Raw genomic sequence first — 26,644 nt, 5'->3', positions numbered from 1 at the left:
ACACACCATGAACGTTCTCATCACCGGCGGCTGCGGCTTCCTCGGCGCCCGCCTCGCCCGCACCCTGCTTGCCGGCGGCCCGCTCGCACTGGCCGGCGGCCAGCCCCAGGACATCGCACGCATCACGCTCGCCGACCGCGTGCCGCCGCCCGCCGACCTCGCAGCCGACGCGCGCATCCAGTTCGTGCAGGGCGACCTGTACGAGCAGGCGGCCAACGGTGCGCTGCCGCTGGCCGACACCGACGCCGTGTTCCACCTCGCCGCCGCCGTGAGCGGCGAGTGCGAGGCCGACTTCGACCTCGGCATGCGCAGCAACCTGGACACCACGCGCGCCCTGCTCGACGCCTGCCGCAGCGCGGGCCACGCGCCCGTGTTCGTGTTCTCCAGCTCCGTCGCCGTGTTCGGCGATTCGCCCGAGCAGCGCCTGCCCGCGGTGATCGAAGACACCACGCTGCCCACGCCGCAGAACAGCTACGGCATCCAGAAGTTCATCGGCGAGCAGCTCGTGGCCGACTACACGCGCAAGGGCTTCGTGCAGGGCCGCAACGTGCGGCTCATGACGGTGTCGGTGCGCCCGGGTCGTCCGAACGGCGCGGCCTCCAGCTTCCTGAGCGGCATGCTGCGCGAGCCGCTGGCCGGCGTGCGCGCGCGCTGCCCCGTGGCGCCCGAGACGCCGGTCGCGCTGGCTTCGCCCGGCAACACCGTCGCGGGCATCGTGCGCGCGGCCACCGCCGGCGCCGCCGAATGGGGCGCGCGCACCGCGGTCAACCTGCCCGCGCTGACCACCACCGTGCGCGAGATGGCGCAGGCGCTCGAGCGCATCGCCGGCACCGAGGCCACCGCCCTCATCGACTGGGAACCCGACGCCGCCATCGCGAAGATCGTCACCAGCTGGCCCAGCCGCATCCACGCCGCGCGCGCCGAGGCGCTGGGCCTGAAGGCCGACGCCAGCTTCGACGCCATCCTGCGCGACTACGTGCGCGAGAACGCGCAGGCGGTCACGCTGGCGCTGAAGGGCTGAGCGATGGCGAAGCTCGTGCTCGGCTGCATCGCCGACGACTTCACCGGCGCCACCGACCTGGCCAACAACCTCGTGCGCGCCGGCATGCGCGTGGTGCAGACCATCGGCGTGCCGGCCGGCCCGCTCGATGCCGACGTGGATGCGGTCGTGGTCGCGCTCAAGTCGCGCACCATCGCGCCGGCCGAGGCCATCGCGCAGTCGCTCGAAGCGCTGCGCTGGCTGCAGGCGCAGGGCGCGCAGCAGATCTACTTCAAGTACTGCTCGACCTTCGATAGCACCTTCACCGGCGAGGTCAGGGGCAACATCGGCCCCGTGACCGAGGCGCTGATGGACGCGCTGGGCTGTGACTTCACCATCGCCACGCCTGCCTTCCCCGACAACAAGCGCACCGTGTTCAAGGGCTACCTGTTCGCGGGCGACGTGCTGCTCAACGAGAGCGGCATGCAGAACCATCCGCTCACGCCGATGACCGACCCGAACCTCGTGCGCGTGCTGCAGGCGCAGTGCACGCGCAAGGTCGGGCTCATCGACCATGCGGTGGTCGCACGCGGAGCAGCGGCCATCGAAGAACGCATCGCGCAGCTGAAGGCCGAGGGCGTGTCGATCGCCATCGTCGACGCGGTCTCGAACGACGACCTGCTGCGCATGGGCCCGGCCCTCGCGAAGCTGCCGCTGCTCACGGCGGGCTCGGGCGTGGCCATCGGCCTGCCGGCCAACTTCGGCCTTGCGCCGTCGTCGCAGGCCAGCGCCTTGCCGAAGGCCGGCGGCAAGACGGCGGTGGTGTCGGGCAGCTGCTCGCTGGCCACCAACCGGCAGGTGCTCGACTTCATCCAGCGCGGCGGCGCGGCCATGGCCATCGACCCGCTGCGCATCGCGGCGGGCGTCGACGTGACGGCCGAAGTGCTGGCCTGGGCCGCACCGCTGATCGACCAGGGCTCCGTGCTCGTCTACTCGACCGCCGAAGCCGGCGCCGTGAAATCGGTGCAGGGGCGGCTCGGCGTGGAAGAAGCCGGCGCCATGGTCGAGCGCACCATCGCCGCCATTGCGCGCGGTCTGGTCGAGCGCGGCGTGCACCAGCTGGTGGTGGCCGGCGGCGAAACCTCGGGCGCCTGCGTGCAGGCGCTGGGCATCGCGCAGATGCAGATCGGCCCGCAGATCGACCCCGGCGTGCCGTGGTGCCATGCGCGCTGCGATGCGGCGCCCGAAGCGGGGCTGCACATCACGCTGAAGTCGGGCAACTTCGGCAGCGACGATTTCTTCACCAAAGCTTTTACAGTGCTCGCATGACCGAGAACGAAGCCCGCGACGAAATCTGCCGCGTCGGCCGCAGCCTGTTCGAGCGCGGCTACGTGCATGCCACGGCCGGCAACATCAGCGTGCGGCTGGACGACGGTTTTCTCATCACGCCGACCGACGCCTGCCTGGGCTTTCTCGACCCCGCGCGGCTCGCGCGGCTCGATGCGCAGGGCGTGCAGACCGGCGGCGACCGCGCCAGCAAGACCATCGCGCTGCACACGCGCATCTACGCCGCCGCGCGCGGCTTCGATGCCGCCACGGCCTGCGTGATCCACACGCACAGCACGCACTGCGTGGCCCTGACCCTGGGCAACCCGCAGGCCGAACTGCTGCCCGCGCTCACGCCCTACTTCGTGATGAAGGTCGGCCATGTGCCAGTCATCCCGTACCACCGCCCCGGCGCGCCCGAGGCGGCCGAACAGGTGGCACAAACCATCGCGCGCTACGGCGCGGCCGGCACGCCGATCCGCGCGGCGATGCTCGCGCGCCTGGGCCCCAACGTCTGGCACGAGACGCCGGCCGCGGCCATGGCCGTGCTCGAAGAGCTGGAAGAAACCGCCCGCCTGCAGATGCTCACGCAGGCCACCCGGCCCGCACCACTCGCCCCCGACCAGATCGATGAACTGCGCCGCACTTTCGGTGCGCGCTGGTAGTACAAACACCCCATGCCCCAATTCGCCGCCAACCTCTCGATGCTCTACCCGGAGCTCGCATTTCTCGACCGCTTCGACGCCGCCGCGAAAGACGGCTTCCAGGCCGTCGAGTACCTCTTCCCCTACGACTTCTCGAAAGAAGAGATCGTCGCGCGCCTGAAGCACAACGGCCTGCAGCAGGTGCTGTTCAACGGCCCGCCCGGCGACTGGGCCGGCGGCGAGCGCGGCCTGGCCTGCCTGCCGGGGCGCGAGGGCGAGTTCCGCGAAGGCATCGCCAAGGCCATCGACTACGCCGTGGCACTCGACTGCCCGCGCATCCACGTCATGGCCGGCCTCGTGCCCGAAGGCCTCACGCGCGAGGCGGCAGAGGCCGTCTATGTCGGGAACCTGCGCTGGGCCGCAGCCGAGGCCGCGAAGGCCGGGCGTGATGTGCTCATCGAGCCGATCAACACGCGCGACATTCCGCGCTTCTTTCTCAACCGGCAGGACCACGCGCACCAGATCGTCGAGACCGTGGGCGCCGCCAACCTCAAGGTGCAGATGGACCTGTACCACTGCCAGATCGTCGAGGGCGACGTGGCAATGAAGCTGCGCCAGTACCTGCCGACCGGCCGCGTCGGCCACCTGCAGATCGCGGGCGTGCCCGAACGCCACGAGCCCGATGTGGGCGAGCAGAACTACGACTACCTCTTCGGCGTGATCGACGAGGTGTCGGCGCAGTGCGGCTGGCAGGGCTGGGTCGGTTGCGAATACCGCCCGCGCCGCGGCATGGAGCCCGGCGGCACCTCGGCCGGCCTGGGCTGGCTGCGCGACTGGCGTCAGCGCGCATGACGACGACGCTCGAAGCGCTGCGCATTCCGGCGCCGCTGCGGGGCTTCGCGGCGGGCGATGCGCAGGTCTTCGACGTCACGATCGACGGCGACAAGGTCGCGGCCATCGAACCCAGCGCCTCGCAGACGCACGCGCGCGGCACGCTGCTGAGCGCCCTCGTCGAGGCGCATGCGCACATCGACAAGAACTTCACCGTGCAGGACGTCGGCGCCGCGCAGGGCGACCTGTTCACCGCCATCGAGCGCATGGGCCGCCACCGCGCGAGCTGGACCGGCGCGTCGCTGCGCCTGCGCATGGAGCGCGCGCTGAACGAGGCCTGGCGCGCCGGCACGCGGGCACTGCGCACGCACCTCGACTGGGTCGAGCCCGAGCCGCCGGCCGCGCTGGCCGTGTTCGAGGCGCTGCGCGAGGAATGGGCCGGCCGCATCGAGCTGCAGTTCGTCGCGCTCGTGCCGCTCGACGTGTTCGCCGACCTTGCCGCCGGCGAGCGCATCGCGCGCGAGGTGAAGCGCGCGGGCGGTTCGCTGGGCGCTTTCATCTACCGCAACGACGGCCTCTTCGCCAAGCTGGGCCGCGTGTTCGACCTCGCGCAGCAGCACGGGCTGGGGCTCGACTTCCACGTCGACGAAGGCCTGGACACCGACGCCAGCGGCCTGCGCAGCATCGCGCAGCTGGTGCGCGCGCGCGACTTCCAGGGCCGCGTGGTCTGCGGCCACGCCTGCTCGCTCTCGGTGCAGGACGACGCGGTGGCCGCCGAGACGCTCACCTTGTGCGCCGGCGCCGGGCTGCACCTCGTCGCGCTGCCGACCACCAACCTCTACCTGCAGGGCGCGTGGGACCGCACGCCCGTGGCGCGCGGCATCACGCGCATCCGCGAGGCCGCTGCGCACGGCCTGCGCGCCAGCCTGGCCACCGACAACGTGCAGGACGCCTTCTATCCCTACGGCAGCTACGACCTGCTCGAGACCTTCGGCCTGGGCGTGCAGATGGCGCACCTGGCGCCTGCGGCCGACTGGCTCGACACCATCACCGTGAACCCCGCCAAGGCGCTGGGGCTCGCGTGGGACGGCCGCATCGCGCCGGGCTGCCCGGCCGACCTGGTGGTGCTGGCCGCCACCGACGAACACGAACTCATCGGCCCGCGCGGACGGCAACGCACCGTCTACCGCGCAGGCCGGGCACTGGAGAACACACCATGAGCATGGGCAAGCCGATGGCCAACTATGCCGCCGCCAAGCGCGTCGGCGATTTCGTCTTCATGAGCGGCGTGGTCGCCGTCGACCCGGCCACGCGCCGCGCGGTGGCGGGCTACGACGCCATTCCCGAAGCCGCGCGCACCGCGCTGCAGGGCGTGGGCTATGCCACGGGCCAGATGTCGGTCGACGTCTTCGAGGCGCCCATCGTGGCGCAGAGCTGGTTCGTGCTGGAGCGCATCCGCCAGATCGCGGCCGAGCACGGCGGCACCATGGAAGACGTGGTGAAGCTGGTGCAGTACTTCCGCCACCTGCCGCACTACGCCTTCTACAACCGCGTGCGCGGCCTGTTCTATCCGGGCGAGCCGCCGGTGAGCACGGTGGTCGAGGTGTCGCGCTTCCTGCCGGGCGACGAGGTGCTCGTCGAGGTGGAAGCCACCATGTACCTGCCGCAGCGCGCGGCTACTTGACGCCCGCGCCCTTGAGCAGGAACTCCGTCACCTGCTCGATCAGGTAGCGGCGGTCCTTGTCGTCGCCCTGCTGCGCCGTGTTGCGGTAGTAGGCGGCCTGCGTGGCGTGGTCGGCGTAGAACTGCGTCACGGCCCAGATGTGGAACAGCACCAGCATCGGGTCGGCGGTGTCCATGAGGCCCTGGTTCATCCAGTTCTGGATCACGGCGGCGGCCTGGTCGGTGCGCTGCTTGCTCGTGTCCATCATGCTGTTGATGACGGGCGCGCCGCGCATCATCTCGGCGGTGAAGATGCGCGAGCGCAGCGGGTGCTCGAACGAGAACATCATCTTGCGCTGGATCAGGTCGCCCAGCACCTTGCGCGGGCCGAAGGCCTCGTCGCTGAAGCCGAACACCACGATCCAGTCGGTCAGGATGTCCTGCAGCACCTGGCGGTACAGCGCCTCCTTGCTCTCGATGTAGTAGTGCAGCTGCGCCTTCGACAGGCCCGCCTTGTCGGCGATGGCCTGCGTCGACGCGCCGGCCAGCCCTTCGCTGGCGAACACCTCGATGGCGGCCTGGTTGATGAGGCCCAGCACCTGCGTGTACTTGCGCGAACGCCCGCGCGTGGCGGGGGCTTCGCTGTCGGTGTCGGTCAGGCTCACAGCTGCAGCACCAGGTCGGGGCCCTTGGCGCGCGAGCAGCACAGCGCCACCTTGGTGCGCCGCTCGGTGCCCGTGAGGCAGAAGTCGCGGTGCTCGGCGCCTTCGCCGTCGCCCTCGACCACGCAGGTGCCGCACAGGCCCTGCTGGCACGACACGGGGATGTCGATGCCCACTTCGTGCAGCGCGTCGACCGCGGTCTGGTCGGCCGCCACCGGCACCTCGATGCCGCGCCGCGCCAGCTTCAGCGTGAAGGGCAGGCCCGTGGTGGCGGCGGCCGTGCCGGTGGGCGCGGCGAAGTACTCGGTGTGCAGCGCGTCTTCGGGCCAGTGCGCGGCGGCCTCGCGCACCGCCTGCATGAAGCCGCCGGGGCCGCACACGTACAGGTGCGTGTCGGGCGCGCGCTCGGCCAGCAGGGCGCGCAGGTCGATGCGTTGCGACGCGTCGCCCTGGTCCAGGTGCAGCTTCAGGTGCGGCGCCAGCGCGGGCGCGTGCAGCGCTTCGGCGAAGGCCAGGTGCTCCTCGCTGCGCGCGAACACGCACAGCGTGAAGTCGGCGCCGCGCGCGGCCAGTGCCTGCGCCATGGCCAGCAGCGGCGTCATGCCGATGCCGCCGGCCAGCAGCAGGTGGCGGCGGGCTTCGGCGCGCAGCGGGAAGGTGTTGCGCGGTGCGCTGATCGCAATGAGGTCGCCCTCGCGCACGCGCTCGTGCATCGAGGCCGAGCCACCGCGGCTGGCGTGCTCGCGCTTCACGCCGATCACGTAGCCGCCGCTGCCCGAGGGCGCGCGCGCCAGCGAGTACTGGCGCGAGAAGCCGCCGGGCATGTGCACGTCGATGTGCGCGCCGGCCTCGTAGCCGGGCAGCGGCCGGCCCCACGGGTGCGTCAGCTCGAAGGCCAGGATTTCCGGCGTCTGCCGCGAGATGCGTTCGACACGGACGGTCAGCGTGCGTTCGAGGCTCATGGTGTGTGTCTCCCTGCTTGTCTACTGGATGTTGTGCAGCGTGCGCGCCACGCGCGCGATGAAATGGGTGCGGTCACTGTCGGTGACGGCGTTCATGTCGTGCAGCTGCAGCCACGTCACCTTGCAGCGCCACGCGAACAGCGCCCGCAGCGCGCGCGTGAACAGCCGCCGCCCCGGGTCGCCGATGGCCATCACGAACCAGCGCGGCGAGCCGCCGGTGGTCACCACCGTCAGCCGGCGGATGTGCCGCATGCCCGACTTCGCGAGTTGCCCCTTGCGCTCGGCCGGCAGGAAGGCCACGCCCGGCAGCCACACGCGCTCGAGCCAGCCCTTGAGCATGGACGGCGGTCCATGGAACCAGGTGGGGTAGACGAACACCAGGTGCTCGGCCCACAGCAGCGCTTCGACGTGGGGTTTCACGCGCTCGCGGATCAGTTCGGGGTTGTCGAGGTAGGCGATGCGCTCTTCGCGTGTCAGCGTCGGGTCGAAGCCCTCGGCGTACAGGTCGATGGCCTTGACGGGATGTCGCGGCGTGAGAGCCTCGAGGGCGGTGCAGTACAGCGCGTGGTTGAAGCTGTCAGGGTTCGGATGGCAATGGACGACGAGCGTTTTCATGGTTCGGGCCGGTTCGCCTGTTCGGCGAGACGGGGTCAGAGCCCAAGGGAACAAAGGCCGCGCAGTGCCTTATGGCAACCCAGGCGCCGGCATCTGACCCCGGCGCAAGCCCCGCGCGACCCACGGGAAAAAACGAAGCAAATTACTTGCCGGTGAGCTTCTTGCGGACGTCGACACCGACGCCCTTGTTGACGAACTGCGTGGTCGCGACCTTCGACAGGTCGATCTCGCCCGGCTTGTACAGGCCGGCCTTGACCATCTTGTCGTAGAAGTCCTTCACGCGGGCTTCGTCCATGGCGCCGATGCCCTTGGTGAGCGAGTCGCCGCTGTCGATGATGCCCATCTTCTTGATGAGGTCGATGGAGCCCTGCAGCGCGGCCGGCGTGGCGTCGGGGTTGGTCTTGGCGATGAGCTCGTTGGCGGCCTTGTTGTCGCCGTAGAGGTAGTTGTTCCAGCCGACGATCGAGGCCTCGATGAACTTGCGCACCGTCTCGGGCTTGGTCTTGATGAGGTCGGCGCGGGTCTCGATGGTGGTGGCGTAGGTCGAGAAGCCGTGGTCGGCCAGGAGGTGCACCACCGGGTCGAAGCCGGCCTGGGCCTTGATCGACAGCGGCTCCGAGATGGCGTAGCCCTGCTGGATCGATTTCTTGTCGGCCAGGAACGGGCCCACGTTGAAGGTGTAGGGCTTGAGCTGCGCGTCCTTGAAGCCGTGCTCCGACTTCATCCACTGCCAGAAGCTGAACTGGCCGTCCTTGCCGATGAAGGCCACGGGCGCCTTGGTCATGTCCTTGAAGGTGTCGTAGCCCTGGCCCGGGTGGGCGAACATGGCCTGCGGGTCCTTCTGGAAGATGGCCGCGACCACCACGGTGGGCACGCCGTTCTTCACGTTGTCGAAGGACTGCAGCAGGTTGCCGGTCATGAGGAAGTCGACCTTGCCGGCCGGCAGCATGGGCCGGTTGTTGACCATCGGGCCGCCCTGCATGATTTCCACGTCGAGCCCGTACTTCTTGTAGGTGCCATCCACCAGCGCCTGGTAGAAGCCGCCGTGGCCGGCCTGCGCCTTCCAGTTGGTGGCGAACACCACTTTGTCCTGGGCCTGTGCGGCGAAGGCGGCGCCTGCGAGGGCCAGGCCGAAGGCCAGCGGCCGAAGAGAGAAAGCGGGGATGCGCATGGGGACGGACTCCTGTGGAGGTTGGGGTGGGGACGGGATGCGAAGACTAATTGTTTCTCAGCGCTCGACGGCCATGTCGGGCGTCCAGCCGCGGGTCTTGCCGGGGTTCATCAGGCCCATCGGGTCGCTGCGCTTCTTGAACTCGATCTGCTGCGTGTCGATGGTCTTCATGCCGCCGTCCTCGATGGTGAAGACGTGCGGGTTGAAGATCTGCGCGCCGCCCTGCGACTCGATCTCGCGCATCACCTCGTACTGGTGGGCCTCGCCCTTCCAGCGCACGAGCAGGATGCCGAAGGTGCCGCACTCGCCGTTGGCGCGCGCGAAGTCCTGGTGCTGCAGCACGTCGTCGCCGAAGATCTGCATGTGGCGCTCGACCACGGCCGGGTCGAAGGGCTGGGCGTAGGCCACCTGCAGGTAGGTCCAGCTGCGGTCGGCCTTCAGCGCCTGCAGCGTCGTGTGGTTGAAGGCGCACTCGTAGGCCGGCGGCAGGCCCTCGGCCTGCAGCTCGGCCTCGGTGCCGGCCACCGACAGGGTGCCGCCGTGCGCCGCCGCGAGCGCGCGGAACTCGGCCATGGAGTCGGGCGAGACCATGGTGAACACCGCGTGCCGGTCGGGCGGAAAGCGATCGCCCATGGCCGTGTAGTAGGGCGAGAAGCGCGCCTCCACGGTCGACAGCAGGAAGATGTCCAGCGAGGGCGCCTGCGCGGCAATGCCGAAGTCGAGCGCGCCGCGGTAGGTGTCGAACAGCGCCGTGCAGTGCACCCAGTCGACCGCCGGGCTCAGCGCCACTTCCACGTCGAGGATCACGCCGTTGGTGCCGTAGGCATGGTGCACCTGCTGGATCTCGTCGCCCACCAGCTCGATGACGCGCGGCTCGCGCTCCACCGTCATCACGCGCGCGCGCAGCAGGTTGCCGGGGTCGCGCAGGATGCCGTGTCGGAACGAGCCGATGCCGCCGAAGCCGCCCGCGATGAAGCCGCCAATGCTGGCCACGTGCCAGGTCGAGGGCCACATGCGCAGCGCCTGCCCGGTCTCGCGCGCGGCCAGGTCGATGTCGTGCATGCGCGCGCCGGCCTCGACGCGGATGCGGCCCTCGGCCAGGTCGAGCACGCGGCACATCTGCGTCACGTCGAGCACGAGCCCGCCTTCGAGCGGCACGCACTGGCCGTAGTTGCCGGTGCCGCCGGCGCGCACGGTGAGCGGCAGCTTCCACTTCGCGGCCACGGCCGCGGCCTGGCGCACGTCGTCCTCGGTGCTGGCCTTGACCACGAGGTCGGCCACGCAGCCCGCGAGCTGCGCCGTGAGGATCGGGCTGTACCAGTAGAAGTCCTTCGACAGCTGCTTGCGCTGGCTGGGCGTGGCGATCACGTTCAGGCCGCGCAGGTCCTCGCGCACGGCGTCCCAGTCGACGGTGGACAGCGGGGTTCTAGCGTTCACGGCGCATTTCGCTTTCATGCCAGTGGCCGAGCACGAGGCGCGACAGGGCGGCGAACACGATGAAGATCACGATGCCCAGCAACGACACCAGCAGCAGCGCCGCGAACATCATCGGGATCTCGGTGCGGAAGCTCGACTCGAGGATGCGCGAGGCCAGCCCCGTTTCCTTGCCCGCCGTGCCGGCCGTGAACTCGGCCACCACCGCGCCGATCAGGCTCAGGCCGCCGGCGATCTTCAGGCCCGCCATGAAGTACGGCAGCGCGCTGGGCGCCAGCAGGTAGCGGAAGGTCTGCCAGGGCGAGGCCTTGTACAGCTGGAACAGGTCGCGCAGGTTGCTGTCGGCGCTCTTCAGGCCGATGACGGTGTTCGACAGGATAGGGAAGAAGGCCACGATCCAGGCGCACAGCAAGAGCGCCGCGGTGGTGCTCGACACGTAGATCAAGATGAGCGGCGCGATCGCGATGATCGGCGTCACCTGCAGGATCACGGCGATCGGGAACAGGCCGATTTCCACCCACTTGAACAGCGCGAAGGCAATCGCCAGCAGCACGCCGCCGACGATGGCGGCGCCCAGCGCCAGGAGCGTGAGCTTCACCGTGAACCACAGCGCGCCCGAGAGCGACCCCCAGTTGTCGAACAGCGTGCGCAGGATGAGCGAGGGCGCGGGCAGGATGTAGTGCGGGATGTCGTTGGCGCGCACCATCCATTCCCACACCAGCAGCAGCGCCGCGACGATGACGACCGGCACGACGATGCGCAGCGTGGCCTCGCGCCGGCGCAGCTTGTCTTCGTGCGCGCGCAGCGTCTCGGCGGATGGCGTGGCTTCGTTGGTGGTGTCGAGGGGCATCACGGTTTCAATGGTCGATGTCGAGGCCATGGAGTGCTCCGTGCAGAGATTGCGAAACAGCCGTGCAGTGCGCGTTGTAGCGGCTGGAGGTGCGGAAGGCTTCGCCGCGCGGGTAGGGCTCGTCGATGGCGATCTCGTCGATCACGCGGCCCGGGCGCGCCGCCATCACGACGATGCGGTTCGACAGGTAGACCGACTCGTACACGCTGTGCGTGACGAACACGATCGAGAAGCGGTGCTCGCGCCAGATGGCCAGCAGGTCGTTGTTGAGCTTGATGCGCGTCATTTCGTCGAGCGCGGCAAAGGGCTCGTCCATGAGCAGCAGGCGCGGGTGCGTGACCAGCGCGCGCGCGATCGACACGCGCATCTTCATGCCGCCCGAGAGCTCGCGCGGGTACACGTCGGCAAAGCGCGAGAGGCCGACCAGCTCCAGCACGTGCTGCACCACCGGCGCGGCTTCGTCGCGGCTCATGCCCGCGAGCTTGAGCGGCAGCCAGACGTTGTCGAACACCTTGGTCCAGGGCATGAGCGTGGGCTCCTGGAACACGAAGCCCAGGTCGCGGTCGCTCTTGCTGTCCTTGGCGCTGCCGGTGTTGGCGCCCGACCATTGCATGTCGCCCGAGCTGATGCGCGTGAGCCCGGCGATCAGCCGCAGTGCGGTGCTCTTGCCGCAGCCCGAGGGGCCCAGGAAGCTGACGAAGTCGTGCTCGCCGATGTCGAGCGTCATGCCCTGCAGGGCGAGCGTGCCGTTGGCAAAACGCTTGCCGACGTTGCGCAGGCGGACCAGGGGCGGCGTGGATGGCGTGGTGCTTTCCATGGGACTCCTTGGCGTCAGCGCCAGGCCGGAACGTTGGCCAGGCGCGAGAGCGGGAAGCGGTCGATCTCGTGCAGCAGCTCGACGAAGCGCCGGCCCACGTGGTCGAGCACCGCGGCGCCCTTCTCGGCGCTGGCGCGGGTGGCGTCGCCGGCGGCGCCGGCCGGGTTGATGTCGTGCATCTGCCAGCCGAGCTTGCCGCTGGGCGTGATCGAAAGAAACTTGTTCTCGGCCGCCAGCTGCTCGGTCATGGAGCCGAAGTTCTGGAATTGGTCGCGGCGCACGTAGTCGGGCGTGAGGTGCAGCATCACCGAGCTCTCGAGGTCGCCCGCGTGGATGCCGTGCTTGCCTTCGTGCGCGGTGAACAGGCCTTCGGGCAGGCCCAGCGTGTACCAGTTGGCGGCCACGACCATCATGTCGTGCTCTTCGCGCAGGTCGCGCGCCACGATGTCCATGACGCTCATCTGGCCGCCGTGGCTGTTGTAGAGCACCAGCTTGCGCACGCCGGCCTTGGCGACGCAGGCGCCGACGTCCTTCCACAGCGAGATCAGCGTGTTCGCCGACACCGTGAGCGTGCCCGGGTAGCGCGAGTGCTCGTTGCTCTTGCCGTAGGGCACGGTGGGCAGGAACAGCACCGGCAGGTCGTCGGGCAGGTAGGGCAGGCTGGCGCGCACCATGCCGTCGATGGTGGCGGTGTCGGTCGACATCGGCAAATGGGGGCCGTGCTGTTCGGTCGCCCCCACCGGCAGCACGGCGATCAGCCGTTCGCGGTCGAGGCGGGAGAACTCTTCACTGGTCAGGTCGGACCAGAAGCGGCTGCGCAAGGGGGGGTGATTCATCGGGGTGTACCTCGTGGCGGGCGGACGGGATGATGGGCTAAATTATCCATACGGTCAAAAAAGACTGGCTATCCGTGGATACCCGTTGATCTTTATCAAGCAAACCGCATGCCATCAAATTTGCACGGACGGTCAAAAGTCGAGCCGTCCGGGCGCTCGGCGCCCCGGGGTCACCAGCGCATGCGCAGCCCCAGCTGGCCCTGCACGCCGGTCTGCTCGGTGATGCCGATGGCGCTGGTGTAGGCCAGGCCGCCGTAGACCGACAGCGTCTTGTTCACCTGCCCGACGATGCCGCCGCCCACTTCGAGGGCGCTCGCGTTGCGGCGGTTGGCGACCCGGTCGCTCGGCCCGAAGTAGATCGCGTTGCTGCCGCTGAAGGTGTGCCACAGGTTGAGCTTGAGGTAGGGCTTCCAGACGCCGCCGCCTGCCTCGAAGCGGCCTTCGAGCCGTGCGCCCAGCCGGCCGGTGACGGCGTTGTCGCGCTGGAAGCGCACGGTCGAGAGGCCGTCGTCGAAGTCGTCGAGCGAGCTGCGCTGCCAGATCAGCTGCACCTGCGGCTGCAGCGTGACGGTGTCGCTCAGCGCCAGCGGGTAGCCGGCCTCGAGCGATGCGGTCACGCTGGTGCCGTGCGGGCGGCCGCCGCGCCCCAGGGTGGAGCGCGCATCGGCCTTGTAGCGCGTGGCCAGCAGCACGGCGTCGCTGTACCAGCCGCTGTTCGCGATGCGCGTCCAGTAGGCGCCCAGGCTGTAGCCCTCGACGGTGAGCCGGCCGGCCGCCTCGTTGGTGGCGCCGCCGGCGACGCCGCTCGCGTGGCCGCTGGCCCGCGTGTAGCCGCCCAGCACGCCGACGCGGTGGTGCCCGCCCGCGCTGTCGGTGGCCGCCAGGAAGTCGTGGCCCAGCTGCAGGCCGCTGACGCTGCCGTCGAACTGCGGATTGGCATCGCCGCGCAGGCGCTGCCGCGTGCTTTCGCCGAACACGCGGCCCCACGAGGCCTGCCGGCCTTCACCGTCCGCGAGCAGCTGGGCGTCGCCCTGCCGGTCGTGGAAGGTGCCCAGCTGCGCCAGCCCGAGGCGGCGCACGGCGATCGGCAGGGCGCTGTACAGCGGCACCTCGGGCCGGTAGAGCTTGACCTGCTCCACCGTCGCTGGCGAGCCCGTCTCGGCGATCACCTCGGCGGCTTCTTCCAGCGAGCCCACCACGGTGCCGCCCACGAGGTAGCCGTTGTTGCGCAGGTACCAGTTGTCGCGGTTGCTGCCTGTCGCGCCGCCGCGGAACAGCCGGTAGTTGTAGGCACCGGCCTCCACCGCCTGGGTCAGCGAGAACGCGTGGTCGGCCGTGGTGCCGCCGTTGACGGCCTGCACCACCAGGATGCCGTCGGCCAGCGTGGGCGCGCCCAGGCCGCCGCGGTTCACCACGCGCAGGCCGGTGGACCCCGTGGCCGCGCCGCCGTCGATCACCAGCTTGTCCGAGGGCGCGTTGTCACCCGCCAGCACGGTGTTGACCTGCAGCAGTGCGCCGCTGCCGCCCACGTAGTTGCCGCGCACCGTGAAGGCGCCGAAGCCGACGCCGTCGTTCGGGCCGGGCAGCAGCGTGCCCTGGTTCGTCACGTGGCCCGCGAAGGTGCCGGTGCCGGCCACGGTGGTGCCGGGCAACACGGTGATGACCGGGCTGGTCAGCGTGGCGGGCAGGGTGAAGCGGCCGGACTCGACGCGGATCGAATCCGAGAAGCTCGCGTCGGTCTGCCACGACCACGCGGTGCCGCGCATCGTCAGGTGCTGGAAGTTGCGGAAGGCGTTGTCGACCGTGCCGCTGCCTTCGAGAAAGGTGCTGGCCGTCTTGCCGACACCGCCGTCGGCGCCACCCTTGATGACCGAGCCGGTCTGCAATATCAGCGTGCCGTTGCCGAGCGCGCCCATGTAGATCGCGTCGGTGCTGGCGGTGCCGCCGTGGCCTTCGATGGTGCCGGCGTTGACCAGCACGTCGTTGCCGTTCTGGCCGCGGTAGCCGTAGCCGTTGGCGCTCGAGAGCGTGGCGCCGGCCCGGTTCTCCACGCGCGAGAAGAAGGTGCCGCCCAGCGTGTTCGCATGCACCGCGTCGGCGCCGCCCGACGGCGAGTTGGCGCCCGTGGTGGCGATGCTGCCGGTGTTCACCAGCAGGTTGGCCACGAGGTTGCCGCCCTGCAGGTACACGCCCTTGGCCGAGCTGCCGATGGCCGAGATGCTGCCGTTGTTGATCACCGTGTTGCCCGGGCCCAGCAAAGAGATACCGTGCGAGCTGCCCCCCGTGGTGACGATGCTGCCGTTGTTGGTGATGCGCGTGCGCGTGCTGCTGTTCGACGTCACCAGGATGCCGGAGGTGCCGCTGCTCGTGGTGCGCAGGCTGCCGTTGTTGGTCAGCGTGTTGTCGTTGCCCGTGGCGACCATCGCCGCGCGCGCCGAGCCCGAGCCGCCCGACACCGTGATCGTGCCGTTGTTGGTGATGGTGCTCGCATCGCGCACCAGCAGCGCCTGCGTGGCGTTGGTGGTCAGCGTGGCGCCGCTGTTCACGGTGATGGTGACGCCGGTGCTGCCCGGCGTGGCGATCACGCTGGGCGATACGGTCGTGGTGCCGTCGCAGACCACCGTGTCGCCGGTGACCGGCGTGGCGGTGGGGCCGCAGGCCGCGTGCGCGGCGCCGCCTGCGAGCCCTGCAAGGGCGGCCGCGAGCCAGGGAAGGGGGGATGCCGGATGACGGCGGGGAAAAGAAAACCGAGAAAAGTGGGAAAACCGGGGGCCTCGCTCCATGCGCATGTCGTCTGCTCCTTCTTGTTTTTCATGAGGCCGTGGGGGCCTGGAGCGGCGGATTATTCAGTGCAATTGCCCTTCTGGAAACCGACGAACTTCCGTACTCACCGGGTCGGTCCCGATGGCGCGCCGACTTGAATGCGGCCCTTGTTGAGCCTATAACTCAAGCATGGTCTCTTGCTCGTCGCAAGACGGAAAGGAGGCGCCGTGAAAAGACGCATCTATTGGCTGTTGCCGGACCTGGCGAGTGCCAGGCAGGCGATGCACGATCTGCTGCAGGCGCGTGTCGACATCGCGCACCTGCATTTCGCCGCACGCGAAGGCCAGGACATGGCCGGGCTCCATGCGGCCAACGTCTGGCAGACCTCCGACCTCGTTCACGCCGCCAAGACCGGCTGGGTGCTCGGCACCGCCTGCGGCGTGGTCGTCGGGCTGCTGGCCGCGCTGCTGTTCCCCGTGTTCGGCGACGAGCCCGAATGGGCCGTGGCCGTGGGCCTGGCGCTGCTGGGCGGCGTGGTGGGCGCCTGGTCGGCCACCATGGTCGGCGTGTCGATCCCGAGCCCGCGGCTGGCGCGTTTCGAGAGCGCCATCGCGCAGGGCCAGGTCCTGTTGATGGTCGACCTGCCGCCGTCGCGCGTGCGCGAGGTCGAGGCGATGCTGGAGGCCACGCACCCCGAGGCCCGCTTCGAGGGCGAAGAGCCGCGGATCCCGGCGATCCGCTGAAGCCGCCGCGCATGCGACTCCCGGAACCCACGATGGCCACCCCAGGGAGCGCAGCACATGACCATCGCCGTCGTCCTGTTGCTCATCGTGGTGGCCTCGGTGGCGTTCCACGCCGTCAACCCGTGGTGGACGACGCCGCTGGCCTCCAACTGGCAGCGCATGGACGACACGCTGACCATCACGCTGCTCATCACGGGCCTGTTCTTCGTCGTCATCAACCTGTTCCTCGCCTACACCGTGGTGCGCTTTCGCCACCGCGAGGGGCGCCGTGTGGCGCCGCATGCGCCTGAGAACAAGACGCTCGAGCGCTGGCTGATCGGCGCCACCACCGTCGGCATCATGGCGCTGCTGGCGCCCGGCCTCGTGGTGTACGCGAACTACGTGCGCACGCCGCATGATGCGCGCGTGCTCGAGGTGCTGGGCCAGCAGTGGCAGTGGCGCTTTCGCCTGCCGGGCGCGGACGGCAAGCTGGGCGCGACCGATGCGCGCTTCGTCAGCGCCACCAACCCCTTCGGGCTCGACCCGGCCGACGCGGCGGGGCGGGACGACCTGCTGGTTCCCGGCGACGAGGTGCACCTGCCGATCGGCCAGCCGGTGCTGGTGCTGATGCGCTCCCACGACGTGCTGCACGACTTCTTCGTGCCGCCCATCCGCGCCCGCATGAACATCGTGCCGGGGCAGGTGAGCCGCTTCTGGTTCACGCCCACCGTCGCGGGCCGCTACGAGGCGCTGTGCGCGCAGCTGTGCGGCGTGGGGCATCCGAACATGCGCGGCTTCGTGGTGGTGGAGGACGCGGCGGCCTACGACGCCTGGCGCACGGCGCTGCCGACCTTCGGCGCGATGCAGCTGGCGCAAGCGGCCAAGGCGGCGCAGGCTGCCCAGGCACCGGCCGGCGGTGGCGCACGCGTCGACCAGGGCCGCGCGCTGGCCGACGCCAAGGGCTGCGTGGCCTGCCACACCATCGACGGCAGCACACGCGTGGGGCCGACCTGGAAGGGTCTGTACGGCAAGAACGAGTCGATGGCCGACGGCACCACGGCGCTGGTCGACGAGGCCTACCTGCGCAGCTTCATCCGCGACCCGCAGGCGCGCCACGTGAAGGGCTTCCCGCCGGTGATGCCGAAGATCGACCTGAGCGACGAGGAGCTGGCCGCGCTGGTGGCCTACATCCAGAGTCTGGGCAGCCCGCCGGCGCAGGCTGCCACCGAACAGAAGGCCGCGCGATGACTTCTTCTGCGCTCACTCAAGACGACGAGCACGACGACGCCGGCCACCCGGCGCCGCAGGGCTTCCTGCGCCGCTACGTCTGGAGCCAGGACCACAAGGTGATCGCCGTGCAGTACGCCTGCACCGCCATCGCGGTGGGCGTGGTCGGCCTGGTGCTGTCCAACCTGATGCGGCTGCAGCTCGGGTTCCCGGGTCAGTTCGAGTTCATCAACGCCGAGCGCTACTACCAGTTCGTGACCATGCACGGGATGATCATGGTGATCTACCTGCTCACGGCGCTGTTCCTCGGCGGCTTCGGCAACTACCTGATCCCGCTGATGGTGGGGGCGCGCGACATGGTGTTCCCCTACCTCAACATGCTGAGCTTCTGGGTCTACCTGCTGTCGGTGGTGGTGCTGATGGCCAGCTTCTTCGTGGCGGGCGGCCCCACCGGCGCGGGCTGGACGCTGTACCCGCCGCAGTCGATCCTGCCCGGCACGCCGGGCCACGGCGGCGGCATCGTGCTGATGCTGGTGTCGCTGCTGATCTTCATCGTGGCCACCACCATGGGCGGCCTGAACTACGCGACCACCGTGCTGCAGGCGCGCTGCCGGGGCATGACGCTGCTGCGCATGCCGCTCACGGTGTGGGGCATCTTCGTGGCCACGGTGCTGGCGCTGCTGGGTTTTCCGGCGCTGTTCGTCAGCGGCGTGATGCTGCTGCTGGACCGCACGGTGGGCACCAGCTTCTTCATGCCGGCGCTGGTGTCGATGGGGCAGCTGTCGGGCCACAAGGGCGGCAGCCCGCTGCTGTTCCAGCACCTGTTCTGGTTCTTCGGCCACCCCGAGGTCTACATCGTGGCGCTGCCGGCCTTCGGCATCGTGTCGGACCTGATCAGCGTGCACGCGCGCAAGCGCATCTTCGGCTACCGCACGATGGTGTGGGCCATCGTGGCCATCGGCGGGCTCAGCGTGGTGGTGTGGGCGCACCACATGTTCGTGAGCGGCATGAATCCGTACTTCGGCTTCTTCTTCGCCACCACCACGCTGGTCATCGCGGTGCCCACGGCGATCAAGGTCTACAACTGGCTGCTCACGCTGTGGCGCGGCGACATCCACCTGTCGGTGCCGATGCTGTTCGCGCTGGCCTTCGTGTGCACCTTCGTCATCGGCGGGCTCACGGGCCTCTTCCTGGGCAACGTGAGCGTGGACATCCCGCTGTCGGGCACCTACTTCGTGGTGGCGCACTTCCACATGGTGATGGGCGTGGCGCCGCTCCTGGTGGTGTTCGGCGGCATCTACCACTGGTTCCCCAAGATCACCGGGCGCATGCTGGACGACCGGCTCGGGCGGCTGCATTTCTGGATCACCTTCCTGGGCACCTACGCGATCTATTTCCCGATGCACTACCTCGGTGTGCTGGGCATGCCGCGGCGCTACTACAACTTCGACGGCTACAAGTTCATCCCGCCGTCGGCCTTCAGCCTGAATGAATTCATCACCGTGGTGGCGCTGGTGGTCGGCGCGGCGCAGCTGCTCTTCATCGTCAACCTGGCCTGGAGCGCCTGGCGCGGCCGGCCGGCCGGCGCCAACCCGTGGCGCGCCGCCTCGCTCGAATGGCAGACGCCCGAGACGCCGCCCGGCCACGGCAACTGGGGGCCGCGGCTGCCCGTGGCCTACCGCTGGGCCTACGCCTACGGCGTGCCGGGCGCGGCGGAAGACTTCATCGCGCAGAACGCACCGCCGCAGGCGAGCGACGACAAGGACGACGTGCCGGTGAGCGGCGCGCGCGGAGCACCGGCATGAACGCGGACGCCGCCCTGCGCCTGCGCGGCCTGCCCCGCGACGTGCGGCTGCGCGACGCGCACGCGAGCGCCGCCGGCATCGGCCTGTGGGTCTTCATGGGCGTGGTCACCGCGCTGTTCTCCCTGTTCACCGTGGCCTACGTGATGCGCATGAGCAGCGGCGACGCGGTCGCGCTCGCGCTGCCGTGGCAGCTGTGGCTCAGCTCGGCGCTGCTGGTGGCGGGCAGCGTGGCGCTGGAAGCCGCCTCGCGCCGCGTGGACCCGGCGCGCATGCGTCGCCTGCTGCTGGCCGGCGGCCTGTGCGCGGTGGGCTTTCTCGGCGTGCAGCTGTGGGCCTGGGCCGCGATGGCGCACGCGCAGGTGCTGCCGGCGGGCAACCCGTCGGGCAGCTTCTTCTACCTGCTGACCGCCATGCACGGGCTGCACCTGGCGGGCGGGCTGGTCGGGTGGGCGATGGCGGCGCGCGTCGCGTGGGCCGACCCCGCCCGGGCCGGATGGCGCATCGCGCTGTGCGCGCGCTACTGGCACTTCATGCTGGCCGTGTGGCTGGCGCTGTTCGCGCTGCTGGGGTGGGTGACGCCGGAGGTGGCGCGCGTCCTCTGCGGCACGGCGTGAGGAGGCTTCGCATGAACTCCAGCACCGCAACCCTCACCGGCTCCGCCGTCGCCACGAGCGGCTGGCGCGGGCTGGTGGCCGACTGGTCGTCCGACCGCCAGGCCTTCCACGTCTCGTGGGGCAAGGCCATGATGTGGATCTTCCTGCTGAGCGACATCTTCATCTTCAGCTGCTTCCTCACGGGCTACATGACGGTGCGCGTCTCGACCACCGTGGCCTGGCCGAATCCGAGCGAGGTGTTCGCGCTGCACGTGGGCGGGGCCGACGTGCCGCTTTTGCTGATCGCGATCATGACCTTCGTGCTCATCAGCAGCAGCGGCACGATGGCGATGGCGGTCAACTTCGCCTACCGCGGCGACCGCGTGAACGCCGCCACGCTGATGCTCGTGACCGCCACCTTCGGCGAGCTCTTCGTGGGCATGCAGGCCTTCGAGTGGTCCAAGCTGATCCTCGAGGAGGGCGTGCGGCCCTGGGGCAACCCGATGGGCGCGGCGCAGTTCGGCGCGGCCTTCTTCATGATCACCGGCTTCCACGGGCTGCACGTGTCGGCCGGCGTGGTGCTGCTGTTCGCAGTGGCCTTCAAGCTCATTCGCGGCGACTACGACAAGGCCGGCAACTACCAGGTGGTCGAGATCGTGGGCCTGTACTGGCACTTCGTCGACCTGGTGTGGGTCTTCATCTTCGCGCTGTTCTATCTCTGGTGAGGACCATCATCATGAACACCACCCACGCCACCACCGGCCAGCAGCATCCGATCGGCCTGTACCTGAAGATCTGGGGGCTCCTGTTCGTGCTCAGCGCGATGTCGTACATGGTCGACTACTTCCATGTGCAGGGCTACCTGCGCTGGGGCCTGATCATCGTCTTCATGCTGCTGAAAGCCGGGCTCATCGTCGCGGTCTTCATGCACATGGCGTGGGAGCGGATGGCGCTGGTCTACGCGATCCTGCTGCCGCCGCTGTGCCTTTTGGTGCTGGTCGGGCTGATGGCGGCGGAGGCCGACCACACCTTCCTCGCGCGGCTGGCGTTCTTCCGCTGACGGCCCTGCTGCTCAGCGCCGCACCACGAAGCGCGTGATCACCGGCGGCGACTCGCCCAGGTGGAAGGCCAGGCGGCGTTCGCGCAGCGCCATGTCGGCGGCGGTGGCGCGGTTGAAGCGGCGCAGGTGGTCGGTCCACGACTCGTCCACGATCTGCTCCACGTAGCGTTCGGGCTGCGCGATGTCGTGCAGCAGCTCCCAGCCGATGGCGCCCTGGCCCAGGCGCGCGCGCCGGGTCTGCTGCATCACGAGGTGGAAGGCCGCGGCGCGCGACGGGTCGATCAGATACTCGACCGTGATCACCACGCGGCCGTCTTCCTGCGGCGCCTCGGCCGGCGGGCCGGTGGCCCAACCGGCCTGGGCGGGGCGCACGTCGTCTTCGCCGCTCACGTCGGTCACCCAGCGCATGGCCGCCAGCATCAGCAGCGTGCCGCTCACGGCGGCGATGGCCAGGCTCAGCTTCAGCGACGTGACGGTGGCCACCTGGCCCCACAGCGCCGCGCCGATCGCGCTCGCGCCCATGATCGCCATCTGGTAGGTCGACATGCCGCGCGCGCGCACCCAGTCGGGCAGCGCCAGCTGGGCCGACACCGACAGCGAGTTGGCCACCGTGATCCACGCCATGCCGCCGAAGAACATCGCCGGCACCGCGACCCAGGCGTTGGGCGCCACGGCCATCACGGCCGTGGCGGCCGACTGCAGCATGGCGCCGCGCAGCACCAGCTGGTCGCGCCCGAGCGCCTGGCGCAGCCGCGGCAGGAAGAGCACCGCGATGATCGCGCCCGTGCCCATGGCGGCCAGCAGCAGCGTGAAGGTGCCGGCGCCGCCGCCCTGGAGGTTGCGTGCCAGCAGCGGCAGCAGCGCCAGCAGGGCGGTCGAGTGGAAGAAGAACAGCGACACGCGCGTGAGCACCGCCCGCATGCGCTGCGACTGGCGCACGAACTGCACGCCCACGCGCATCGCGCTGATGAGCTTCTCGCGCCCCAGCGGGTTGGGCGTGTGCTCGCGGCGCCAGCGCAGCACCACGAAGCCCGAGGCCACCGACAGCACCGCGTTGAGCGCGAACACCCACACGCTGCCCGCGCTCGCGATCAGCATGCCGGCCGTGAGCGGGCCGACGATGCGCGAGGCGTTCATGGCGATGCCGTTCAGGCCCAGCGCCGCCGGCAGCTGTTGGCGCGGAACGAGCTCGGGCACGATGGCCGAGAACACCGGCCAGCGCAGCGCCAGCCCGATCCCGTTGGCGAAGGTGAGCGCCAGCAACAGTGGCGCGGTCATCACGTCGAGCGCGATGGCGGCGCACAGCACCACGGCGGTGCCGGCCAGCCAGAACTGGGTGGCCACCAGCCAGCGCCGGCGATCGAGGATGTCGGCCAGCGCGCCGCTCGGAAGACCGAGCAGGAACACCGGCAGGGTGGAGGCCGACTGCACCAGCGCGACCCAGATCGGCGAGGTGGTCAGCGAGGTCATCATCCACGCCGCCGCCACATCGTTCATCCACATGCAGATGTTGGCGATGAGCCAGGTGCTCCACAGCATGCGGAACACGGGGAGCTTCAGGGGCTCGAGCGCCGCGAGGTTCGAGGGCTGCGGCCGGGCCGGCGGGAGGGGTGTCTCTTCGGGGGATATGGGCGGCATGTCGCGCTATTGTGGCGCGAAGCTTTCGGCGCATGGCCTGTGCAATACTGCCGCCGCTGTCCGCAGCCTCATCTTTCCAAGAGAACAATGATCGATATCGTCAGCGCGACAAGATGTTCCGAAGCCGGGTTCTGGGCCGATTCCGCCCTGGGGCAATCGCTGCGACGGCTCAACTTCGATGGTCGCCTGAGGCCGCGCGTGAGCTTCGAGAACCGGCGCGGGTTGTCCGAGGTCTACAACAGCGCGCTCATGGCGCCCGATGCGAGCGACATGCTCGTCTTCGTTCATGACGATGTGTGGCTCGAAGACCTCTTCCTGGCCGATCGCGTGGCGCAGGGATTGCGCGCCTACGACGTGATCGGCCTGGCGGGCAACCGGCGCCAATCCGACCAGCATGTGAGCTGGAGCTACATCGGCACCGACCTTGTCTGGGACGACCTGGCGCATCTCTCGGGAATCATTGCCCACGGGCCGCAGCCCTTCGGCCCCGTCAACTGCTTTGGCGCGGTGCCGGCCGACTGCGAGCTGCTGGACGGCGTGTTCCTGGCGGCGAACCGGCGCACGCTCCTGGCCCGCGCGGTGGCATTCGATCCGCAGTTCGACTTCCACTTCTACGACGTCGACTTCTGCAGAACCGCGCGCCGGCAGGGGCTGCGGTTGGGGACGTGGCCGATTTCCGTGACGCACCAGAGCGGCGGCGCTTTCGGGAGCGCGGAATGGACCGCGCGCCATGAGCGCTATGTGCGGAAGTGGGGCGGCGCGGGTGCGCCCTCCCTGGCGCAGGACGGCGGGTCCTAGCCCCGGTCGCTGCGCGCGAGACGGTGTTCCAGCCGTCGCAGCAGCGTGGTCAGCACCAGCGTCATCACCCAGTACACCACCGAGATCGCCAGGTACGGCTCCCAGTAGCGCGCATAGGCGCCGGCCACGGTGCGCGCGGCGTAGGCCAGCTCGGCCAGGCCGATGGCCGACACCAGCGAGGTGTCCTTGAGCAGCGCGATCGCGTTGTTGCCCAGCGGCGGCAGCATGCGGCGAAAGGCCTGCGGCAGCACCACGTAGCGCATCACCTGCGCCGGGCTCAGGCCCAGCGAGCGGCCGGCGTCGAACTGCCCGCGCGAGATCGACTGGATGCCGGCGCGGAACACTTCGGAGATGTAGGCCGCCGAGTTCAGCGTGAGCGCGACCACGCCCGAGATGAGGGCGCCGTGCTCCTGCTTGAGCGTGCGCGCCAGCTCGCCGTCGATCAGGATGCCCGTGCTCGGGTGGATGAACACCGGCATCACCGCGAAGTGGATGAGCAGGATCTGCACGAACAGCGGCGTGCCGCGGAAGAAGCTCACGTACACCGTGGCGGGCCAGCGCAGGAACACGCGCGTGAGCCAGGTCCACGGCGCGTGGCGCGCCTGCGCCAGCCGCGCCAGCGCCAGGCACAGGCCCCAGCTGGCGCCCAGCAGCACGCAGACCACGGTCATGCGCAGCGTCATCCAGGCGCCCTGCCAGAACAGGTCCTTGTATTCCACGAGGATGTCCCAGCGGAACCATCCGAAAAGCAGCACTGGTTGTTCCATGCTTGCGTCCTCAACTCTCTGTCTATCTGTCGGTCAGCGGAAAAACGAAACGGCCGCGTGAGGGCGGCCGTGTTCAGGAAAATGCCGTGCGGCTCAGCGCACGTTGGGGTCCTTGTTGAACCACTTCTTGTAGATCGTCACGTAGCTGCCGTCGGCGCGGATGGCCGCCAGGCCGGCCGACAGCTTGTCGAGCAGCGCCTTGTCGCCCTTCTTCACGACGATGCCGAAGCCCTCTTCGGGGAAGGACTTGTCGTCCAGCGTCTTCAGCTCGGGGTGTTGCGCCACGCGGTAGGCGATCACGCCGTTGTCGCCCATGGCGGCATCGACGCCGCCGCCGGCCAGCTCGGAAATGATGAGCGGCGTGCTCTCGAAGCGGCGGATGTTGGGGCTGGTCTTGCCGAACTCGCGCGAGGCGATGTCGTCGGCCGTGGAGGCGCTGACCACGGCGATCTTCTTGCCCGTGAGGTCCTTCAGCGAGGCCACGGTGCTGTTCTTCGGCAGCGCGATGAGCTGGCGTGCCGCGAAGTACGGCGGCGTGAAGTCGTAGCTCTGCTTGCGCTTCTCGTTGATGGTGACGCCCGAGATCACGAGGTCGACGTCGCCGTTGTTCAGCGCGCCGAAGATGCCGGTGAAGGGCGTGTTGACGATCTTGATCTTCAGGCCCTGCTGCTTGGCGATGGCGTTGATGATGTCGATGTCGAAGCCGACGATCTGCTTGTCCTTGTTCTCGAAGGCAAACGGCGCGTAGGTGGCGCTGGAGGCCACGGTGAGTTCGCGGTTCTGGGCCTGGGCACCGAAGGCGAGCGTGGCGGCAGCGAGGCCGAGGGCCAGGGCACGGCGTAGAGAGTTCATTCGGGGTCCTTGTGTCTTGCCGCCCGGCGGGAAGCGGTGGGCGAGCATTTTAGGCGGTCGCTATCGGGACCCCTTGCCGCCTACCGGGCGAACAGGAAGTAGAGCGCGACGGCCACCACGGCCACGACAGCGATCACCTTGCCCGCGCGGGGCGAGCCGGAGGCGCCAGTGGAACTCCACGTCACGCTGCGGGTGCGCACGGTCTTCGTGTGGCCGCCGCTGCTGCGTTCCGTGCGGACGAGCGCATCGGCCACGACCTGCCGGCCTTCCGGCGAGACCGCGGACATCGGCGATGCGAGGGCCTGCAGTTGCGCGGGCGTCAGCACGCCGGTGCGCACGGCCCAGGCGAGCGTGGCGGCCGGCGAGGCGGGCGCTGCCCATTCGGGTTCCTGTGCGGGCAGCAGGCCGAGGGCCTGTGCGTGCTGCGCGGGGTCGATCAGCTGCAGCGCTTGGAGCCGATCGAGCGCGTCATCGGTCACGCCGTCTTCCAGGCGGTTCGCCATGAGGCTGATCTCGAGCAGCACCCAGGCCGGCGCCTGGCCGCTGACCATGGCCACCGCGTTCGCCACGGTGCGGTGCGCCTCGTCTTGCGCGCCGGGGGCGGCACGGTCGCGCAAGCCGGGCAGCGCCTCTGGCGCCACGATGCCCTTGGCGGCCGCCCAGCCCAGCGCTTCGCTCGGGGTGCGCAGCGCGGTGTTCGGCAGGTCGGGGTGCGCGAGCGCCTGCGCGTGTTCCGCGTCGGTCAGCAGGCCCAGGGTGTGGAGGTGCGACAGGGCCCGTGGGCCAGCTTCTTCGGAATTCATGGGCCCCAGTGTCCCAGAGGTCTCGCGAAGGGCCGCGCCGCCGGCTCGGCGCTCCCAGCGTGTGCGTTACTTCTCGGTGCGTGTCCAAATTTGGGCATCGACTCGATACACAACGCATCAATTAGTTAACACATATAACAATAAGGAACTATTAAGAACAATTGCTCAGGGAAGAAGGTATGCCATTGGTTTTGGGCGTCATGGGGCTCCCTCAGGTCGAGGTCGAGCTCCTGAGGATCATCGTTCGCCTCAGCTCCAATCTCCGGTCGTTGTGGACGGTCAGCGAGTCGCAGCCCTGCGACCTGTTGCTGGTGGACGGCGATGCGCCCGCCGCCGAGCGGCAGACGCCGGCCGCGCGCTTCGTGGTGCCGATGGTGGCGCGCGGCGAGGCCGTGGCCGCCGCGCCCGCGCGCCGCACGCTGGCACGTCCCATCTATGCGGAAGAGCTGGTCGCGCTGCTCAATCAGGTCGCGCCCAGCGGGGCCTCGGGCGACGCGGCGCGCGCCATGGTGCGCTCGATCCGCGCGCGCGCCTCGCTGATCCGCTGGCCCTCGCAGGTGACCCTGCAGCGCCATCCGATCTACGTGCGGCTGGCGGCGGCTTTGTCCAAGAGCGCGCAATCGGCCGAAAGCCTGAGCGTGCTGGGCCGCATCGACGTGCAGGAGTGCAGCACCTTCCTCGGCCTGCTGGAGGAAGAAGGCGCGCTGACCTGGTCGGAAGAAGCCCGCGCGCCGCGCCCCTCGGGGGCTGGCGCCAGCGGCGAGGCCGCGCAGCACAAGCGGGGCCTGCTCTCGCGCATCCGCCGACGCCTCGGGCTGGCCTGAACG

Annotated in this window: 27 protein-coding genes; 14 read left to right on the top strand and 13 right to left on the bottom strand. The window is 69.6% G+C overall.

Features of this window, described 5'->3' with window-relative positions:
• The first annotated feature begins 7 nt into the window (after positions 1-7).
• Genes denD through AC1RAD_RS23560 form a run of 6 tightly spaced genes read left to right on the top strand, consistent with a single transcriptional unit; the run spans position 8 to position 5,464 of the window.
• On the top strand, positions 8-1,021 hold the full coding sequence (denD, locus tag AC1RAD_RS23585; RefSeq protein ID WP_070063257.1) for a D-erythronate dehydrogenase: 1,014 nt from the start codon (positions 8-10) through the stop codon (positions 1,019-1,021).
• Positions 1,022-1,024: 3 nt separating this feature from the next.
• Complete coding sequence (otnK, locus tag AC1RAD_RS23580) at positions 1,025-2,308, top strand: 3-oxo-tetronate kinase (protein WP_492737490.1); 1,284 nt, start codon at positions 1,025-1,027, stop codon at positions 2,306-2,308.
• Positions 2,305-2,970, top strand: coding sequence for a class II aldolase/adducin family protein (locus tag AC1RAD_RS23575; RefSeq protein ID WP_492737488.1), 666 nt, complete (start codon positions 2,305-2,307; stop codon positions 2,968-2,970). The genes otnK and AC1RAD_RS23575 overlap by 4 nt, the downstream gene beginning before the upstream one ends.
• Positions 2,971-2,982: 12 nt before the next feature.
• The gene (gene otnI, locus AC1RAD_RS23570) at positions 2,983-3,801 is read left to right on the top strand and encodes a 2-oxo-tetronate isomerase (RefSeq protein WP_095747280.1); all 819 of its coding nucleotides are present in this window, start codon (positions 2,983-2,985) and stop codon (positions 3,799-3,801) included.
• Positions 3,798-5,000 (top strand): amidohydrolase family protein, encoded by a 1,203-nt coding sequence (locus AC1RAD_RS23565; RefSeq protein WP_492737486.1) that lies wholly within the window; start codon positions 3,798-3,800, stop codon positions 4,998-5,000. The genes otnI and AC1RAD_RS23565 overlap by 4 nt, the downstream gene beginning before the upstream one ends.
• On the top strand, positions 4,997-5,464 hold the full coding sequence (locus AC1RAD_RS23560) for a RidA family protein (protein ID WP_093242688.1): 468 nt from the start codon (positions 4,997-4,999) through the stop codon (positions 5,462-5,464). The genes AC1RAD_RS23565 and AC1RAD_RS23560 overlap by 4 nt, the downstream gene beginning before the upstream one ends.
• Here the strand turns inward: AC1RAD_RS23560 and AC1RAD_RS23555 are convergent.
• From AC1RAD_RS23555 to AC1RAD_RS23515, 9 genes are all read right to left on the bottom strand, one after another.
• A complete protein-coding gene (locus tag AC1RAD_RS23555; protein WP_492737484.1) occupies positions 5,457-6,107 on the bottom strand; it encodes a TetR family transcriptional regulator C-terminal domain-containing protein in 651 nt (216 codons plus the stop codon). The two genes, AC1RAD_RS23560 and AC1RAD_RS23555, sit on opposite strands and share 8 nt — an antisense overlap.
• Positions 6,104-7,066 (bottom strand): PDR/VanB family oxidoreductase, encoded by a 963-nt coding sequence (locus tag AC1RAD_RS23550; protein ID WP_492737482.1) that lies wholly within the window; start codon positions 7,064-7,066, stop codon positions 6,104-6,106. Before AC1RAD_RS23550 ends, AC1RAD_RS23555 begins: the two co-directional genes overlap by 4 nt.
• Before the next feature lie 21 nt (positions 7,067-7,087).
• Positions 7,088-7,681 carry an NAD(P)H-dependent oxidoreductase gene (locus AC1RAD_RS23545; protein WP_492737480.1) on the bottom strand — a complete coding sequence of 198 codons (594 nt, stop codon included), beginning with the start codon at positions 7,679-7,681 and terminating at the stop codon, positions 7,088-7,090.
• 142 nt (positions 7,682-7,823) lie between these two features.
• Positions 7,824-8,852: an ABC transporter substrate-binding protein gene (locus tag AC1RAD_RS23540; protein ID WP_307637689.1), complete on the bottom strand. Its 1,029-nt coding sequence runs from the start codon at positions 8,850-8,852 to the stop codon at positions 7,824-7,826.
• Between the two features lie 57 nt (positions 8,853-8,909).
• On the bottom strand, positions 8,910-10,307 hold the full coding sequence (locus AC1RAD_RS23535) for an FAD-binding oxidoreductase (RefSeq protein WP_492737478.1): 1,398 nt from the start codon (positions 10,305-10,307) through the stop codon (positions 8,910-8,912).
• Positions 10,279-11,166 (bottom strand): ABC transporter permease, encoded by an 888-nt coding sequence (locus tag AC1RAD_RS23530; RefSeq protein WP_174250296.1) that lies wholly within the window; start codon positions 11,164-11,166, stop codon positions 10,279-10,281. Before AC1RAD_RS23530 ends, AC1RAD_RS23535 begins: the two co-directional genes overlap by 29 nt.
• A complete protein-coding gene (locus AC1RAD_RS23525; protein WP_062479639.1) occupies positions 11,144-11,953 on the bottom strand; it encodes an ABC transporter ATP-binding protein in 810 nt (269 codons plus the stop codon). Before AC1RAD_RS23525 ends, AC1RAD_RS23530 begins: the two co-directional genes overlap by 23 nt.
• A gap of 14 nt (positions 11,954-11,967) precedes the next feature.
• A complete protein-coding gene (locus tag AC1RAD_RS23520) occupies positions 11,968-12,789 on the bottom strand; it encodes a creatininase family protein (RefSeq protein ID WP_492737476.1) in 822 nt (273 codons plus the stop codon).
• 170 nt (positions 12,790-12,959) lie between these two features.
• Positions 12,960-15,578: an autotransporter family protein gene (locus AC1RAD_RS23515; protein ID WP_492737474.1), complete on the bottom strand. Its 2,619-nt coding sequence runs from the start codon at positions 15,576-15,578 to the stop codon at positions 12,960-12,962.
• A gap of 201 nt (positions 15,579-15,779) precedes the next feature.
• Here AC1RAD_RS23515 and AC1RAD_RS23510 point away from each other — a divergent pair, with 201 nt between their 5' ends.
• The 6 genes from AC1RAD_RS23510 to AC1RAD_RS23485 are packed head-to-tail and all read left to right on the top strand — an operon-like array spanning position 15,780 to position 20,959.
• A complete protein-coding gene (locus tag AC1RAD_RS23510; RefSeq protein WP_062479635.1) occupies positions 15,780-16,295 on the top strand; it encodes a hypothetical protein in 516 nt (171 codons plus the stop codon).
• Between the two features lie 57 nt (positions 16,296-16,352).
• Positions 16,353-17,522, top strand: a complete 1,170-nt coding sequence (locus AC1RAD_RS23505) for a c-type cytochrome (protein ID WP_492737473.1) — start codon at positions 16,353-16,355, stop codon at positions 17,520-17,522.
• Positions 17,519-19,306, top strand: a complete 1,788-nt coding sequence (gene ctaD, locus AC1RAD_RS23500; RefSeq protein ID WP_492737472.1) for a cytochrome c oxidase subunit I — start codon at positions 17,519-17,521, stop codon at positions 19,304-19,306. Before AC1RAD_RS23505 ends, ctaD begins: the two co-directional genes overlap by 4 nt.
• The gene (locus AC1RAD_RS23495) at positions 19,303-19,920 is read left to right on the top strand and encodes a cytochrome c oxidase subunit 3 family protein (RefSeq protein ID WP_307582194.1); all 618 of its coding nucleotides are present in this window, start codon (positions 19,303-19,305) and stop codon (positions 19,918-19,920) included. The genes ctaD and AC1RAD_RS23495 overlap by 4 nt, the downstream gene beginning before the upstream one ends.
• An 11-nt stretch (positions 19,921-19,931) precedes the next feature.
• Entirely contained in the window at positions 19,932-20,624 is a 693-nt protein-coding gene (locus AC1RAD_RS23490; RefSeq protein ID WP_070063243.1) for a heme-copper oxidase subunit III family protein, read from the top strand.
• 11 nt (positions 20,625-20,635) lie between these two features.
• Positions 20,636-20,959 (top strand): cytochrome C oxidase subunit IV family protein, encoded by a 324-nt coding sequence (locus tag AC1RAD_RS23485; protein WP_095747775.1) that lies wholly within the window; start codon positions 20,636-20,638, stop codon positions 20,957-20,959.
• 12 nt (positions 20,960-20,971) lie between these two features.
• On the opposite strand, the gene AC1RAD_RS23480 is transcribed toward AC1RAD_RS23485, so the two are convergent.
• Positions 20,972-22,597, bottom strand: coding sequence for an MFS transporter (locus AC1RAD_RS23480; protein WP_095950483.1), 1,626 nt, complete (start codon positions 22,595-22,597; stop codon positions 20,972-20,974).
• A gap of 87 nt (positions 22,598-22,684) precedes the next feature.
• Here AC1RAD_RS23480 and AC1RAD_RS23475 point away from each other — a divergent pair, with 87 nt between their 5' ends.
• Complete coding sequence (locus tag AC1RAD_RS23475) at positions 22,685-23,395, top strand: hypothetical protein (protein ID WP_492737471.1); 711 nt, start codon at positions 22,685-22,687, stop codon at positions 23,393-23,395.
• On the opposite strand, the gene AC1RAD_RS23470 is transcribed toward AC1RAD_RS23475, so the two are convergent.
• From AC1RAD_RS23470 to AC1RAD_RS23460, 3 genes are all read right to left on the bottom strand, one after another.
• Positions 23,392-24,162 carry an amino acid ABC transporter permease gene (locus AC1RAD_RS23470; RefSeq protein WP_307582189.1) on the bottom strand — a complete coding sequence of 257 codons (771 nt, stop codon included), beginning with the start codon at positions 24,160-24,162 and terminating at the stop codon, positions 23,392-23,394. The genes AC1RAD_RS23475 and AC1RAD_RS23470 overlap by 4 nt on opposite strands.
• Before the next feature lie 93 nt (positions 24,163-24,255).
• Positions 24,256-25,014, bottom strand: coding sequence for a basic amino acid ABC transporter substrate-binding protein (locus tag AC1RAD_RS23465; RefSeq protein WP_062479619.1), 759 nt, complete (start codon positions 25,012-25,014; stop codon positions 24,256-24,258).
• 80 nt (positions 25,015-25,094) lie between these two features.
• On the bottom strand, positions 25,095-25,817 hold the full coding sequence (locus AC1RAD_RS23460; RefSeq protein WP_492737470.1) for a hypothetical protein: 723 nt from the start codon (positions 25,815-25,817) through the stop codon (positions 25,095-25,097).
• Positions 25,818-25,996: 179 nt separating this feature from the next.
• Here AC1RAD_RS23460 and AC1RAD_RS23455 point away from each other — a divergent pair, with 179 nt between their 5' ends.
• Positions 25,997-26,641, top strand: coding sequence for a hypothetical protein (locus tag AC1RAD_RS23455; RefSeq protein ID WP_492737469.1), 645 nt, complete (start codon positions 25,997-25,999; stop codon positions 26,639-26,641).
• The last annotated feature ends 3 nt before the right edge of the window (positions 26,642-26,644 follow it).

It is taken from the genome of Variovorax sp. GW823-FHT04B03, from assembly GCF_058796495.1.
Note: the sequence above shows the minus strand (reverse complement) of the source record. Positions and strands in the feature narration are given on the sequence as shown.